The following is a 15,072-nucleotide window of genomic DNA, read 5'->3' as shown; positions in this document are numbered from 1 at the left end:
GATTGGAAGGCACGACCATGGCGGGACCCGTCCTGGAGATGCGCTCGATCGTCAAGACCTTTCCCGGCGTCAAGGCGCTGTCGGACGTCACCCTGACCGTCCGGCAGGGCGAGGTCCACGCCGTGTGCGGAGAGAACGGCGCCGGCAAGTCCACCCTGATGAAGGTGCTCTCCGGCGTCCACCCGTACGGAAGTTACGGGGGCGACATCCTCTTCGAGGGGGAGGTCTGCCGGTTCAGGGACATCCGGGCGAGCGAGCAGCACGGCATCGTCATCATCCACCAGGAGCTGGCACTGGTGCCGCACCTGTCCATCGCGGAGAACCTCTTCCTCGGCAACGAGCACGCCAGGCGCGGACTCATCAACTGGCGCGACACCCTGCGCCACGCCACCGCACTGCTGCGCCGGGTCGGCCTGGACGAGCACCCGGAGACCCGGGTCGCCGACATCGGCGTGGGCAAGCAGCAGCTGGTGGAGATCGCCAAGGCGCTGTCGAAGGAGGTGAGGCTGCTGATCCTGGACGAGCCGACGGCGGCCCTGAACGACGAGGACAGCGGCAAACTCCTCGGCCTCGTCCTGGAACTGAAGGACCAGGGCATCACCTCGATCGTCATCTCGCACAAGCTGGGCGAGATCCGCGAGGTCGCCGACTCGGTGACGATCATCCGGGACGGCCGGTCCATCGAGACCCTCGACGTGAAGGCGCCGGAGACGACCGAGGAGCGGATCATCGCCGGCATGGTCGGCCGCGACCTCGACCACCGCTTCCCCGAACGCACCCCGCACCGGCCGGAGGAGGGCGCGCCACCGGCGCTGGAGATCCGCGACTGGACCGTGCGCCACCCTGTCGACCAGCAGCGCAAGGTCGTGGACGACGTGTCGCTCCTGGTGCGCCGCGGGGAGATCGTCGGCATCGCGGGCCTGATGGGCGCGGGCCGCACCGAACTCGCGATGAGCGTCTTCGGGCGCACCTACGGCCGGTACGCGGGCGGCACGGTCCTGAAGGACGGCACCGAGATCCGGACAAGGACCGTCCCGGAGGCGGTCCGGCACGGCATTGCCTACGTCACCGAGGACCGCAAGCACTACGGCCTCAACCTCATCGACACCGTCAACCGCAACATCTCGCTGACCGCGCTGGACAAGGTGGCCAGGCGCGGAATCGTGGACGAGCACGAGGAGCGGCAGGTCTCCGAGGGCTTCCGGAAGTCCATGAACATCAAGGCGCCGACGGTCTTCGAACCGGTGGGCAAGCTCTCGGGCGGCAACCAGCAGAAGGTCGTCCTCAGCAAATGGATCTTCGCCGGCCCCGATGTGCTGATCCTCGACGAACCGACCCGTGGCATCGACGTGGGCGCCAAGTACGAGATCTACACGGTCATCGACCGGCTCGCCGCCCAGGGCAAGGCGGTCGTCTTCATCTCCTCCGAGCTGCCCGAACTGCTCGGCATGTGCGACCGCATCTACACGATGGCCGCCGGCCGGCTCACGGGCGAGGTGCCGCGGGCCGAGGCCACCCAGGAAGTGCTGATGCGCCATATGACGAAGGACAAGGCGCCGGCGGACGACGCGAAGGACGAAGAGGTGTCGCGATGAGCACGGACGTGACCGCCAAGAGCCCGGCCCCCGCGCCGCCGGGCGGGAGCGCGGAGGCCGCCGGCACCGGACTGCTCCGGCTCGTGCTGACCGGGCTGCGCCGCAACATGCGCCAGTACGGCATGCTGATCGCGCTCGGCCTGATCGTGGTCCTCTTCGCGATCTGGACGGACGGGGACCTGCTGCTGCCGCGCAACGTCTCCAACCTGGTCCTGCAGAACAGCTACATCCTGATCCTCGCGATCGGCATGATGCTGGTGATCATCGCCGGGCACATCGACCTGTCGGTCGGCTCGCTCACGGCGTTCGTCGGCGCCTTCGCGGCCGTGCTGACGGTGCAGCACGGGGTCGCCTGGCCGGTCGCGCTGGTGCTGTGCCTGCTGGTGGGCGCGGTCGCCGGCGCGGTGCAGGGCTGTCTGATCGCTTATCTCGGCATACCGTCCTTCATCGTCACCCTCGCCGGGATGCTGCTCTTCCGCGGCCTGACCGAGATCCTGCTCAAGGGCCAGACCCTCGGCCCGTTCCCCGGCGGTCTGCAGAAGCTCGGCAACGGCTTCCTGCCCGAGGCCGGCCCGGGCACCAACTACCACAACCTCACCCTGCTGCTCGGGCTCGTCCTGATCGCTTCCGTGGTGTGGCAGGAGTTCCGGGACCGGCGGCGCCAGCAGGAGTTCGCCCTGGCGGTGGTACCGACCCGTCTGTTCCTGCTCAAGCTGACGGCCCTGGTGGCGGCGATCCTCGTCCTCACCCTGCTGCTCGCCAGCTACAAGGGCGCCCCGATCGTGCTGATCATCCTCGGCACGCTGGTCGTCGGCTACGGCTACGTCATGCGCAACGCGGTCTTCGGCCGCCACGTCTACGCCATCGGCGGCAACCTGCCGGCGGCCAAGCTGTCCGGCGTGAGGGACAAGAAGGTCACCTTCCACGTCTTCCTGAACATGGGCGTGCTCGCGGCCCTGGCGGGTCTGGTGGTCGCCGCCCGGCTGAACGCGGCCTCGCCGAAGGCCGGCGTCAACTTCGAACTGGAGGCGATCGCCTCCTCGTTCATCGGTGGCGCGTCCATGAGCGGCGGTGTCGGCACCGTGCTCGGTGCCATCATCGGCGGTCTCGTCCTCGGCGTGCTCAACAACGGCATGAACCTCCTCAGCGTGGGCACCGACTGGCAGCAGGTCATCAAGGGCCTCGCCCTGCTGGTGGCGGTCGGGTTCGACGTATGGAACAAGCGCAGGTCCGGTTCGTGACCGGGACAGATGTACCGTCGGCCACGATCCACACGTTCGGGACGTGAGCATCACTCACGCAGTGAACCCGCTCACGTATCCCGCGAGTTGAACGCCACCTCACCCGCCTCCGTATCCAAGGGTGGCCCGTGCTCCCCCGCACGGGCCACCCTGAACGGAGGTCCCCTTGGCCGGCAACGTCACCTCGTTGTTCCGCGGCACCGCCGCGCACAGCCCCTCGATGGCGGCGCTGACGCGAGAGGGCGGCGACGGATCCGGCCCGGTGGACTTCTGCATCCCGTGCAATCCGTACTTCCCGACACCGGCCATGTTCGAGGAGATGTCGGCCCGGCTGCGGGAGATCGTCACGTACTACCCGAGCGGCGCCGACACCATCACGAGCGAGCTGTGCAGTCTCCTGCAGCTGCCGCCGCAGTGCGTGGCGATGGGCAACGGCTCCACCGAGCTGATCACCTGGATCGACCATCTGCTGGTCCGCGAGTCCCTGGCGATCCCGGTTCCCACGTTCGGCCGCTGGACCGACCAGCCGATGGAGACGGGCAAGCGGGTCGACATGTTCCCGCTCCAGGAGGTGAACGGCTTCGCGCTGGACCTCGCGCAGTACGCCGAGTTCATCCGGGCCAGGGGCACCCGGGTCGCGGTCGTCTGCAACCCGAACAACCCCGACGGCGGCTATCTGCGCCGCCAGCAGCTGGTGCAGTTCATGGACGCGATGGCCGATCTGGACCTGGTGGTCGTCGACGAGTCCTTCCTGGAGTTCGCCGACGCGGAGGCCGAGCCCAGCGTCGTCCAGGAGGCCATGCTCCGCCCCAATGTGATCGTCCTGCGCAGCCTCGGCAAGAACTTCGGCCTGCACGGCATACGCTTCGGCTACCTGGTCGCCAACCCGGCGCTGGCCGGCAAGGTCCGTTCGATGCTGCCGAAGTGGAACCTCAACTCCTTTGCCGAGCACGTGGTGTTCATGCTCAAGGAGCACGGCACCGAGTACGCGCAGAGCCTGATGCAGGTCCGCCGCGACCGGCTGGAGATGGCCAGCCGCCTCTCCGCACTCCCCGGCCTCACCGTGTACCCCTCCCAGGGCAACTTCCTCTTCGTGCGCCTGCCCGTCGGCGCCGAGGGCACGGTGGTCCGGGACCGGATGCTCACCGAGCACCGGATCCTGGTCCGCGAGTGCGGCAACAAGATCGGATCCTCCAGCCGCTTCCTGCGGCTCGTGGTGCGCCCCCAGGTCGACGTGCGTCGCCTGGTGTCCGGCCTGGAGCAGGTGCTCTACGGGTCCAGGAGGGGAGCCGCCGTACCCGAGCTGGGCACCGGGACCAGCTACAGCTCGGGTACGGCGGCGGTGGACCGGCTGGTCAGCGAGACCAACGGGGCCGGCCTGCAGCTCACCGCGGCCGCCCCCGCTCCCGCCGTCGGCACCGGCATGCCGCTCCCCGCCGCCGTCGCGCCGGCCGGCGGCGGGATGCCGATGCCGGCGGCAGCCCAGCCGATGGCCGCCCCGGCCGCGCAGCCGCCGTTCCCACCGGCGCCGGCGCCCGCACCCGCGCCCGTACCCATGCAGACCCCCATGCCGGTGCCCATGCCGACGCCCACTCCCGTGCCCATGCAGACACCCCTGCCGACGCCCACTCCGGTGCCCGCGCCGGTTCCGAGTCCGGCCCCCGTACCGGCCGCGGTCCCGACCACCCCCGTCCCAGCCGCCCCCGTCCCGACCGCCCCCGTCCCGGCCGCCCCCGTCCCGGCCGCCCCCGTCCCGGCCGCCCCCGTCCCGGCCGCCCTCGTCCCGGCCGCCCCCGTCCCGGCCGTCGTCGGTGCTCCCACCCCGCCCGGTGTGCCGGCCCGCGGCGGGCTCACCGCCGCCCAGGTCCGCGGCATGACGGCGCCCGCCCCGCCCACGGGCCTGACCCCCGCCCCGGCGACGGGCTGGCCGAACGCCCAGAGCTGGCCGAACGCGGCAGGCGCGCAAGCGGCAGGCTGACGGCGAGCCGGTGCGCCACCGAACCTGGGCGCCGGCCGGCACCGCGGTGCTCGACGCCGGCAGCGAGCCGGGCGGTTCGCCGTCCGGCACCGGCGAGAGCCCGCGTCCCCTCCGCCGAGGGGACGCGGGCTCCCGTACGCCCGTGCGGTCCGCTAGGGCTTCGGGCACTCCTTCCACGCCAGGTGGTACACCGTGCTGATCTCCCCGTCCGTCGAGTCCATGGTCATGAAGCTGACCTTGTCGGGGTTGGCCGTGCCGGCGTTCACGCGCAGTTCGGTGTTGATGTTGAAGTTGCGCAGCACTCCGCAGGGTGCCCAGACCAGCTGGGCCCAGTCGGTGGAGTCGGTGGCCTGCCAGTCGTCGTTGTAGGGGCCGTTGAAGGGGTGGGTCCTGGGCACGGTGCTCGGGGAGCCCTGGAAGTAGTACGACGCCCTCTGCGTGGCCGAGGCTCCCCGCTGGAGCGAGGCGAAGCCGCGGTAGTCGGCGCTGGCTATCGCGTAGGTGAAGCCCTGCGGGACGTGGACCACCAGGTTGAGCTGACAGTTCTTGCGGAAGTCCGTGGGGTCGGCGTTGCCGCCGGCCTTGGCCAGGTAGTCGCTGTAGGTGATGGTGAAGGCCGTGTTGTCCGGTGACACCGCCACGGCGGCCGTACCGGCGGGGCAGCCCGAACCGTTCACCGTCGCCACGTCAATGACGATCTTGTCCGGGGGCGGGTCGTCGAAGACGGAGGAGGGGCCTTGCGAGGGCAGCGCGGTGGTGAGGAGAGCGGCGACGGCGCCGCTCAGGAGGAGTCCACCAGCCATGGTTTCTCCCGGTTGTCGAGTGGGGGGTCGGTCTCCCTCCCCTGACCGTTCAAAGGTGAAGAAACTGTGTGTCGCCTGTGAAACGGGGATGGAGGCGTGGGCATCGTAGGAAGCCCCGCTCGGGCCCGGGAGGGCGAACTCCGGCCATTCACACCGGGGTTTTCACGGGTGTGCGCTGCGTGCCGCGGGCCGCCACGCCGGAGCGCCCGGCGGGCCGGACGCACCGCACGCCGGCCGCGCGGCCATGCCTTTCAGGCGCCCTGGACGCCCGCGGGCAGGAGCGTCTTCAGGGAGGCGGCCGGGTGCCCCACCTCCACCGATCCGAGGAGAGCCGTCAGGAGCGGCGCTCCCGGGACGCCGGCGGACGGGACGGGGTTCGGCGCCGCCTCGGCGGCGGGGGCGGAGGCCAGCAGAGCGGCGGCCAGGACACTGACGCAGGCAATCTTCTTGATCATGCACGACCCAACGAGTGGCGCCCGGCCGGGGAAACCGCCGTTGCGCCGACCGGGTCCCCGACGGCCCGTCCAAGGCTTCCCGCGGCAGGGCCGGCCGGGCCCGTGGCCCGCTCTAGGGGTTCTCCCAGGCCGTCGGTTCCGCCGCCAGCGCGCGGACCGGCTCGGGCAGCGCGTCCGCCGCGAGGTCGGCGAGGGTGACGCCCTCCAGGATCCGGCGGACGTTGGCGCGCAGGGCGATCCACAGGGGCAGCAGGGGCTGGGCGGTGCCGGTGTAGGCGAGGCCCGTCGGGCGCTCGCCGCGCACCGACACGATGGGGCCGTCGACCGCCCGGATGACGTCCGCCACGGTGATCGAGGCGGCCTCCCGCGCCAGCCGGTAGCCGCCGCCCCCGCCACGCCGGCTGTCGACGATCCCGCCCCGCCGCAGATCACCCAGAATTCCCTCGAGGAACTTGTGCGGAATGTCCTGGACGGCGGCGATCTCCTCCGCCTTCACCGGACCGTCACCCTGCCGTACGGCAAGTTCCAGTACCGCCCGTACCGCGTAATCCGCCCGTGCCGAGATCCTCATGCGTCCATTGTGGGCCGTGTGTCCATGGAGAATGGCCGGGCCCGCCCCCGCAAGATCGCCCGGAGGATCCACCTTGGCGCTCAGCAGACGTAACTTCAGTGCCCTGGCCGGTTCGGCCGCCCTGGGGCTCGCCCTGGGCGGCAGCGGCGGCCCCGGGGCACCTTCGGCGTTTGCGGGCAGCAGCGCGCCGACCGGCCCGGCGCCGGCCCCCCCGAGTGCCGACGGCGAGCGTCACACCATCGGGTACGACCGGTACTCGCTGCTCGTGGACGGGCGCCGGCTGGTGGTGTGGTCCGGCGAGCTGCACCCCTTCCGGCTGCCGAGCCCGTCCCTGTGGCGGGACGTGCTGCAGAAGATGCGGGCGCACGGCTACAACGCCGTCAGCATCTACGTGGCCTGGAACTACCACTCCCCCGCGCCCGGCGCCTACGACTTCACCGGCGTGCGGGACCTCGGCCTCTTCCTCCGCATGGCCGCCGAGACCGGCCTGTACGTCATCCTGCGGCCGGGCCCGTACATCAACGCCGAGGTCGACGGCGGCGGCTTCCCCGGCTGGCTGACCGCGACGAAGGGCAGGGCCCGGACCGACGACCCGGAGTATCTGCGTCACGTCGACGAGTGGCTGACCCAGGTGAACCGGATCGCCCGCAGGCACCTGTTCACGCAGGGCGGCGGCACGGTCCTGCTCTACCAGATCGAGAACGAGTACGACGCCCATGTGAGTGAGGCCGCCGGCCGGAACTACATGTCCCACCTGTACCGGAAGGTGCGGGCCGACGGCATCGACGTTCCGCTGTTCCACAACGACAAGGGGCGCAACGGGTACTGGATCCCCGGGTCGTTCGACACGGGCGGGGAGAAGGGCGGCTGGCTGTACGGGTTCGACGGGTATCCGTCACCGTCCCAGACCCCGCCGGACTGGGGGCACTACGGGCCCGGCGGGCCGAAGGGCGGGGCCACGGCCTCGCCGTCGACGCCCGGGTTCGTGCCCGAGTTCGGGGGCGGCTGGTTCGACCCGTGGGGCGGGGCCTGGTTCGACGGCAAAGGGTACGCCGAGTCGCGGCGCACCCGGGACGCGGCCTACGAGCGCCGCTTCTACCTGACCAACCTCGCCAACGGGCTCACCCTGCACAACGTGTACATGACATTCGGCGGGACCTCCTGGGGCTGGCTGCCCGCGCCCGTCGTCTACACGTCCTACGACTACGGCGCCGCGATCGACGAGGGCCGCAACGTCACCGACAAGATCGCCCCGATGCACCAGCTGGGACACCTGCTGCAGCGCGTCCCGGACTTCGCCAAGCTGGACCGGGCGGCGGACGTGAAGGCCGAGGGGCTGAAGGTCTACCACCTCACCAACCAGGACACCGGCACGCACGTGTACGTGGCCCGCAACGACGGCACGGACGACGTGACCACCGACCTGCCGACCGAGGCCGGGGACCTGCGGATCACCGTGCCCGGCAAGGACGCCAGGCTGCTGACCACCGGGCTCCCGCTGGGCCGGCGGACCCTGAAGTACGCGACCGCCCAGCCCATGATGTGCCTGACGGCGGGCCGGCAGGACATCGCCGTGTTCACCGGCCGGCGCGACGACATGGCCGAGCTGGTGCTGAAGTGCCCCGTCGAGCCGTACGTGCAGCGGCTGGACCCGGAGGGCGCCTGGGTCTACGACCGGGGCGAGCTTCTCGTGAACGCGCCGCTCGGCCAGGGCGGCCTGACCCGGGTGCTGGTGCAGAAGGGCGAGACCGAGACCCCGCTGCTGCTGCTCTTCGCCGACGACGCCACCGCCGTCCGCCTGTTCCCGTACGACACCCCGTCCGGGACCCTGCTCGTCTACGGCCCGGCACTGCTGCGGAACGTCGAACTGCGCGGCTCGGAGGTGCACCTGACCGGTGACGTCACCGAGGAGACGTACGTGGAGGTGTGGGGCCCGCGCGGTATCGACACCCTGGTGTGGAACGGGCGCAGGCTGCCCGCCCGGATCACTCTGTCCGGCAGCGTGATGACGACCGGTGTGCTGCAGGCCGTCCCCGAGGTGCGGCTGCCCGAGCTGGGCGGCTGGCGGATGCGCACGGAGAACCCCGAGGCGGGTCCGGGCTTCGACGACTCGTCGTGGAAGCGGGCCGACAAGACCTCCTCGTACAGCACCACCGCCGTGCCGAAGGGCGGTCCGGTGCTGTTCGCCGACGACTACGGCTTCCACTACGGAGACGTCTGGTACCGGGGCTCCTTCAGCGGCACCAGCGGCATCGAAGAGGTCTCGCTCGCCTACAGCACCGGCACCCAGGGGCTGCTGATGGCCTGGCTGGACGGCGAGCCGCTGGGCACACACCGGATGCCCGTGCCGGACAAGGAGGTCACGGTCCGCAAGGGCAGCTGGGCGGACACGGCGGTCTTCCCGGTGCGTGAGCAGCTGCGCTCGCCCGGCCGGCATGTGCTGTCGGTGCTCGTCCGGCGCATGCAGCACGACCAGGACGGCAAGGCGCTCGACACGCACAAGGTGGCCCGGGGCCTGACGGCGGTCACCTTCAAGGGGGCGTCCCCCGAGGTGAGCTGGCGCATCCAGGGCGCGGGCGTCGCCGACCCGGTGCGCGGGCCGATGAACAACGGCGGGCTGTACGGCGAGCGGGAGGGCTGGCATCTGCCCGGCTTCCGGGACCGGGACTGGGACAAGGTGACCTTCCCGCGCGCCGAGCGGCGGCAGGGGGTGACCTGGTACCGGACCGCGTTCCGGCTGGCGGTGCCGGCCGACATCGACGCGTCGATCGGCCTGACCCTGGACGACGACCCGTACCGGGCCTACCGCGCGCAGATCTTCCTCAACGGCTGGAACCTGGGCCAGTACATCAACAACGTCGGCCCGCAGCACACCTTCGTGCTGCCGAACGGCATCCTGCGCACCCGGGGCGACAACACCCTGGCGCTGGCGGTCCTTTCGGAGTTCACCACGCTCTCGGGCCCCGGTTCGGCACGCCTCACCCTGCTCGGCCGGGCGACCGGCGGACTGCCGGTCAGCCCCGTCTGATCCCCGGCGCCGGGCAGGGCCCGCTCACCGTTCTCCGTTGAACGACTGTGGCCGGGAACGCATGACGTGGGCACATCCAGGCGCGTACCCTCGGAACAGCCGTGACCGGGAGGGCGAAAGGGGACCGATGAGCATCGCGGGCGCGCGACGGCGAGTTGCACGGCTCGCCTCGCGGCTGCGTCGCCCCCGCTCCGGATCGGCGATGCGCTCCCTGGCCGGCGACCTCGCCGCCGCCGTCCGGACCCGGCCCGAGCGGCCCGGCGGCGTACGGGAGCTGGGGCTGGCGCTGTGCGAGGAGATGAGCGCGCTGCGCGGCGGACGGCCCGTGGAGCTGCGGTTCGAACGGTTCCCGGACGAGATCGAAGTCACCGGACTGTGGGTGGAGTTCGCCGACTTCGACCTGGTCATCGTGGAGGAGCGGGCCGAGGCCGTGCAGCAACTGGTCATCCTCGGCCACGAGCTGTGGCATCTGCACGCCGGGCACCGGCACCACCACCTGGCCGAGGCCACCGCCGCCCGTGCCCTCGCCGACGCGCCCGACTGGCGGGAGGCGGCCCTCACGGTGGCCGCCCGCAACGGCTCCCGGGAGGCCGACGAAGCCGAGGCCGACGACTTCGGCCACCGCCTGGCCACCCGGTTCAGGTCCCACCTCTCGGGGGCCCGCGACACGCCCCTGGACCCGCTCCAGCGTTCCCTGGGCTATCGAGGAGGCGAGCGGGCGGACCGAGCGCCGAGAAGAAGGGAAGCCGGGCGGTGACCGTGCTGGCGCTGGACCCCTCCGGATTCCTCAGCGAGTTCTACATCTCCTTCTGGATCCCCACCGCCGTCCTCACCGCGGCCCTGGTCATCAAGCTGCCCACGATCATCCGGCTGTGGCGCGACCCGCTGCTGCGCGCGGTCGGCGGACTGCTGCTGCTCGCCTGCGCGGTGTTCGTCTTCTGCACACCGTCCACGATCGCCCGGGTCAACCGGCTCACCGGCGTGCCCAACATCTCGGCGCCCTGGTGCTATTCGCTGCTCACCGCGTTCTGCGGCTCCTGCCTGCTGCTCATCATCACCTGGCGCAACGGTCTGTCCGACCGCTCGGCCGCCACCCGGCGCGCGATGCGCTGGGTGATCTCGATGTACGCGGGGGTGATCGTCGCCCTGTGGGTGCTGTTCCTGCTCGCCGACTGCCCCGAGGAGCGGCTGCGGGACCTGGACACCTACTACGCGACCACGCCGTTCATGCGCGAGGAGATCCTGCTCTACCTCGTCGCGCACGCCGTGGCCTGCCTCATCACCTCCCGGCTCATCTGGAACTGGGTACGCACCGAGGGCCTGGACGCCTGGCTGCGCTGGGGCCTGAAACTGCTCGGCGCGGGGTACGTCCTGAACCTGAACTTCGACGCGATCAAGCTGACCGCCGTCACCGCCCGCTGGTGCGGCCAGGACCTGGACTGGCTCAGCACCGACCTCGCCCCGCCCGTGGCCGCGCTGTCCGCCATCCTCATCGCCGTCGGCTTCATCCTCCCGCACGCCGGCCAGTACCTGCACGACCGCTGGCAGGTCCGGCTCGCCCACCGTGAACTGCGGCCCCTGTACCAGCTGATGCGCACCACGAGCGGCGAGGGCGTGCCGTTCCTGCTGCGTGCCACGCCCGAACTCCGGCTCACCCGGCGCGAGACGTTCATCCGCGACGTGCTGCTGCCGCTGGCCCGGCACATCGACACCGGCCTGGGGGGACGCGCGTACGAGGCCGCTCTCGGGCTCGGCCACCCGGCCGAGCGGGCCCGCGCGCTGGCCGCCGCGGTGAGCATCCTCGACGCCGTCGAGACCAGGGCCCGTACCCCGGAGCCGTCCGAGCCGGCCGCCGGGCCCGACACCACGAGCCTGCTCCAGGAGATCGGGGCCGTCTCCCGAGCCCTCCGCCGTCCCGACGACATCGAGGCGGTCCGCACGCTGGCGGCCGTCCCAGCAGAGAGCGTTGCCGTACATGAGTGATCACAGACCCACCGCCGTCGTGCTCGGCGGTTCCCTGGCCGGCCTGCTCGCGGCCCGTGCCCTGTCCACCGGCGGAGCCCGGGTGACCGTGGTGGAGCGGGACACGCTGCCCGCCGGGCCCGAGCCGCGCAAGGGGCTGCCGCAGGCCCGGCATGTGCACCAGCTGTGGTCGGGCGGGGCGCGCGCACTGGAGGAGTTGCTGCCCGGGGCGATCGGGCGGCTGCGCGCGGCCGGGGTGAGCAGGGTGCCGATGACCACGGACATGGTGGCGCTGTCCCCGTACGGCTGGTACCGGCGCTGGGCCGAGTCCGCGTTCATGCTGCCCGCCAGCCGGGATCTGATGGACTGGGTGGTACGGCAGCTCGTGCTCGCCGACGGGCGGATCGAACTCGCCGAGCGGGCCGAGGCGACGGGGCTCGCCGGCACGGAACGTGCGGTGACCGGCGTCCGCATCCGCGCCCACGACCACACCGAGCGCACGCTGACGGCCGACCTGGTGGTGGACGCCACGGGCCGCGGCTCCCGGGCGGCGCAGTGGCTGGCCTGCCTGGGGCTGCCCGCCGTCGAGCGGCGCGAGGTCGACTCCGGGCTGGTGTACGCCAGCCGGCTGTTCCGGGCGCCCAAGCAGGCGCGGCACGGCTTCCCGATCGTCAACGTCGAGCCGGATCCGAAGGGTACGGGGACCGGGCGCGGGGGCGTGCTGATGCCGGTCGAGGACGGCAAGTGGATCGTCACGCTGTTCGGCGGCCGCGGGGACGAACCCCCGTCCACCGGCGAGGAGTTCGCCCGGTACGCCGGTGAGGAGCTGCGGCACCCGCTGATCGGGGAGCTGCTGGGCGGGGGCGCGGAGCCACTGGGTGAGGTCGCGGTCACGCGTACGACGGCGAACCGGCGGCACTACTTCGAGCGGATGCCGGCGTGGCCGGAGAACTTCGTGGTCCTCGGCGACGCGGTGTGCGCGCTGAACCCTCTCTACGGCCATGGGATGGCGGTCGCGGCCCGGTCCGCACGGGTGCTCCGCGAGGTGGTGCGGAGTCAGGGGCTCGGGAGCCGTGGGCTCGCCCGGGGCGTGCAGAAAGAGGTCGGGCGGACGGTCCGGGCCGCGTGGGATCTCGCCGTCGGGGCGGACGCGTTCTACCCCGGCGCGACCGAGAAGGGGCCGACCCTGCGGGACCGGGTCATGGCCGCGTACGTCGGCCGGCTGCTGTACACCGCGACGGGCAACGGCCGGGTCGCCCGCCGGGTGACCGCCGTGACGGCGTTGGAACGGGGCGCGGAGACGCTGCTGGCCCCGAGCGTTGCCCTCGCGGCAGCGGTCGGGCCCCTCAAACGCCCGCTCGCGGCTCCGCCGTTGACGGTGGAGGAGCGTCGGGCTGCGGGGGTTCTGTAGCAGGGTGGGGTGCAGCGGTGGAGCTGGGGCCGGTGGGGTGGGGACCGGCTGGGGCGGGCCGCCGGCTGCGGGTGCGTTGTGGCCGGTCGCGCAGTTCCCCGCGCCCCTGGGAAGTTGCAGCACCGTCCGCCGTCCACCACCGTCGCCACGAGGGGGTGGGGACCGGCTGGGGCGGGCCGCCGGCTGCGGGTGCGTTGTGGCCGGTCGCGCAGTTCCCCGCGCCCCTGGGGAGTTGCAACACCGTCCGCCGTCCACCACCGTCGCCACGAGGGAGTGGGGACCGGCTGGGGCGGGCCGCCGGCTGCGGGTGCGTTGTGGCCGGTCGCGCAGTTCCCCGCGCCCCTGGGAAGTTGCAACACCGTCCGCTGTCCACCACTGCGCGGGGGAGCGAGGCGCGTGTCCCGTTCAGCCTGTGAATGCCGATTGGGGTAGGCCTTTTCCGGCTCCCGGTACCACCAGCAGGGAGCCCGAGAGGGGGTGGGGGGCGGAGAGGCCCGTGCGGGCTGTCGTGATGTACAGGTCGGTCAGGTCCGCGCCGCCGAACGCGCACGCCGTGGTCCGCGGGGTCGGCAAGCCGATCACCCGGTCCAGCTCGCCGTCGGGCGTGTAGCGGCGTACCGCTCCCCCGTCCCACAGCGCCACCCACACACAGCCCTCCGCGTCGACCGTGAGGCCGTCCGGGAAGCCCGCGCCCTCCTCGATCTCCACCAGCGGGCGCCGGTCGTGGATGCCCTCGGCGTCGTGATCGAAGACGTCCACGCGGCGCGTCGGGGTGTCGGTGTAGTACATCAGGCCGCCGTCCGGGCTCCAGCCCGTGCCGTTGCTGACCGTGACGTCGGCGAGGACCGTCCGTACCGTTCCGTCGCCGGTCAGCCGGGTCAGCGTGCCACCCCCCGGCGCCTCGTCGTACCGCATCGTGCCCGCCCAGAGGGAACCGTCGGGGGCAACGGCGGCATCGTTGCCCCGGCGGCCCGCCACCGGCTCGTGGTGGAGCCAGCGGAACGTGTCGTCGGGGTCCAGCAGGCCGACGCCGTCCCGCAGGTTCAGGACCAGGCCGCCGCCCGCGCGGGGCCTGGCCGCGCCGGCGTGCTGCGGTGTCGCACGGACTGTGCGGCGGCCGGTCGCCGGGTCGTACGTGTACACCCGCATGCCCAGGATGTCGAGCCAGACGAGCCGGCCCGTCGCCGGGTCCCAGGTGGGACCCTCGCCCAGCGTCGCCTCGGCCTGCACCGCGACCTCGTACGCGGTCATGCCCCGCTCCGGTGGCCCAGCCGCTCCGACAGTTCCTCCGAGCCCTTCGCGGCGAGCTGCTCCAGTTCGGCCCGGCGCTCGTCGCTCCAGCGGATCATCGGGACGGAGACGGACAGCGCGGCGACGACCTGGCCGGTGCGGTCGCGGACCGGCGCGGCCACGCAGGACACGTCCGGATTGGACTCGCGGCTCTCCACGGCGATCCCGTGCCGCCTGATGTCCGCGAGGGCCTCGCGCAGGGTGGCCGGGTCGGTGATGCTGTTCGGGGTCATCGCGGTCAGTTCCGCACCGTCCGGGATCCGTGCGGCCAGCTCCTGCTCCGGCAGCGAGGCGAGCAGCATCTTGCCGACCGCGGTGCAGTGGGCCGGCAGCCGGCGGCCCGCGGCGGAGACCATGCGGACCGCGTGCGTGGAGTCGACCTTGGCGATGTAGATGACGTCGGTGTCTTCGAGGATGGCCACGTGGACCGTCTCGTCGCAGGTCTCGGCGACCGAGCGGGCCACCTGCTGCCCCTCGGCGGCGAGGTCGAGCTGCTCGGCGTAGCGGCTGCCGAGCTGGTAGGGCCGTACGCCGAGGCGGTACCGTCCGGGCTGTCCGGGCACCGGCACGATGTAGGACCGTGCGGCGAGCGTGGTGACCAGCTCGTGCACGGTGGTGCGCGGCAGCTGCAGTCTGCGCACGATGTCGGGGGCGGAGAGCGTCCCGTCTCCGTCGAGGAACAGCTCCAGAATGTCGAGAGCCCGGGTCACGGCAGGCACGAGGCGTCCCACGTCCGGC

12 protein-coding genes are annotated in these 15,072 nt (G+C 72.1%); 7 read left to right on the top strand and 5 right to left on the bottom strand.

Translation table 11 applies throughout. The annotated features are described in order from the left end of the window. Positions 1-17 precede the first annotated feature (17 nt). From mmsA to ACZ4SF_RS03495, 3 genes are all read left to right on the top strand, one after another. Entirely contained in the window at positions 18-1,595 is a 1,578-nt protein-coding gene (gene mmsA, locus ACZ4SF_RS03505; protein ID WP_468377608.1) for a multiple monosaccharide ABC transporter ATP-binding protein, read from the top strand. Further along, positions 1,592-2,836, top strand: coding sequence for a multiple monosaccharide ABC transporter permease (gene mmsB / locus ACZ4SF_RS03500; RefSeq protein WP_468377606.1), 1,245 nt, complete (start codon positions 1,592-1,594; stop codon positions 2,834-2,836). The genes mmsA and mmsB overlap by 4 nt, the downstream gene beginning before the upstream one ends. Before the next feature lie 166 nt (positions 2,837-3,002). Beyond that, on the top strand, positions 3,003-4,814 hold the full coding sequence (locus ACZ4SF_RS03495; protein ID WP_468377603.1) for a pyridoxal phosphate-dependent aminotransferase: 1,812 nt from the start codon (positions 3,003-3,005) through the stop codon (positions 4,812-4,814). Positions 4,815-4,966: 152 nt separating this feature from the next. On the opposite strand, the gene ACZ4SF_RS03490 is transcribed toward ACZ4SF_RS03495, so the two are convergent. The 3 genes from ACZ4SF_RS03490 to ACZ4SF_RS03480 all read right to left on the bottom strand — a co-directional run bounded on the left by ACZ4SF_RS03490 (position 4,967) and on the right by ACZ4SF_RS03480 (position 6,643). Next, on the bottom strand, positions 4,967-5,617 hold the full coding sequence (locus ACZ4SF_RS03490) for a DUF4360 domain-containing protein (protein WP_468377601.1): 651 nt from the start codon (positions 5,615-5,617) through the stop codon (positions 4,967-4,969). Positions 5,618-5,868: 251 nt separating this feature from the next. Then, entirely contained in the window at positions 5,869-6,072 is a 204-nt protein-coding gene (locus ACZ4SF_RS03485; RefSeq protein WP_468377598.1) for a hypothetical protein, read from the bottom strand. 112 nt (positions 6,073-6,184) lie between these two features. Beyond that, positions 6,185-6,643, bottom strand: a complete 459-nt coding sequence (locus ACZ4SF_RS03480) for an RrF2 family transcriptional regulator (RefSeq protein ID WP_468377595.1) — start codon at positions 6,641-6,643, stop codon at positions 6,185-6,187. A gap of 73 nt (positions 6,644-6,716) precedes the next feature. Here ACZ4SF_RS03480 and ACZ4SF_RS03475 point away from each other — a divergent pair, with 73 nt between their 5' ends. From ACZ4SF_RS03475 to ACZ4SF_RS03460, 4 genes are all read left to right on the top strand, one after another. Beyond that, positions 6,717-9,671, top strand: coding sequence for a beta-galactosidase (locus ACZ4SF_RS03475; protein ID WP_468377593.1), 2,955 nt, complete (start codon positions 6,717-6,719; stop codon positions 9,669-9,671). Positions 9,672-9,798: 127 nt separating this feature from the next. Next, complete coding sequence (locus ACZ4SF_RS03470; RefSeq protein ID WP_468377590.1) at positions 9,799-10,428, top strand: toxin-antitoxin system, toxin component family protein; 630 nt, start codon at positions 9,799-9,801, stop codon at positions 10,426-10,428. Next, on the top strand, positions 10,425-11,654 hold the full coding sequence (locus ACZ4SF_RS03465; RefSeq protein WP_468377587.1) for an MAB_1171c family putative transporter: 1,230 nt from the start codon (positions 10,425-10,427) through the stop codon (positions 11,652-11,654). Before ACZ4SF_RS03470 ends, ACZ4SF_RS03465 begins: the two co-directional genes overlap by 4 nt. Beyond that, positions 11,647-13,044 (top strand): NAD(P)/FAD-dependent oxidoreductase, encoded by a 1,398-nt coding sequence (locus ACZ4SF_RS03460; RefSeq protein ID WP_468377585.1) that lies wholly within the window; start codon positions 11,647-11,649, stop codon positions 13,042-13,044. Before ACZ4SF_RS03465 ends, ACZ4SF_RS03460 begins: the two co-directional genes overlap by 8 nt. A gap of 405 nt (positions 13,045-13,449) precedes the next feature. On the opposite strand, the gene ACZ4SF_RS03455 is transcribed toward ACZ4SF_RS03460, so the two are convergent. Both ACZ4SF_RS03455 and ACZ4SF_RS03450 read right to left on the bottom strand, forming a co-directional pair. Next, complete coding sequence (locus ACZ4SF_RS03455; protein ID WP_468377583.1) at positions 13,450-14,295, bottom strand: SMP-30/gluconolactonase/LRE family protein; 846 nt, start codon at positions 14,293-14,295, stop codon at positions 13,450-13,452. Further along, positions 14,292-15,065, bottom strand: a complete 774-nt coding sequence (locus ACZ4SF_RS03450) for an IclR family transcriptional regulator (RefSeq protein ID WP_468377580.1) — start codon at positions 15,063-15,065, stop codon at positions 14,292-14,294. The genes ACZ4SF_RS03455 and ACZ4SF_RS03450 overlap by 4 nt, the downstream gene beginning before the upstream one ends. Positions 15,066-15,072 lie beyond the last annotated feature (7 nt).

This window comes from Streptomyces sp. NPDC027663 (genome assembly GCF_055566415.1).
This window is presented reverse-complemented; position numbering and strand designations above follow the sequence as displayed.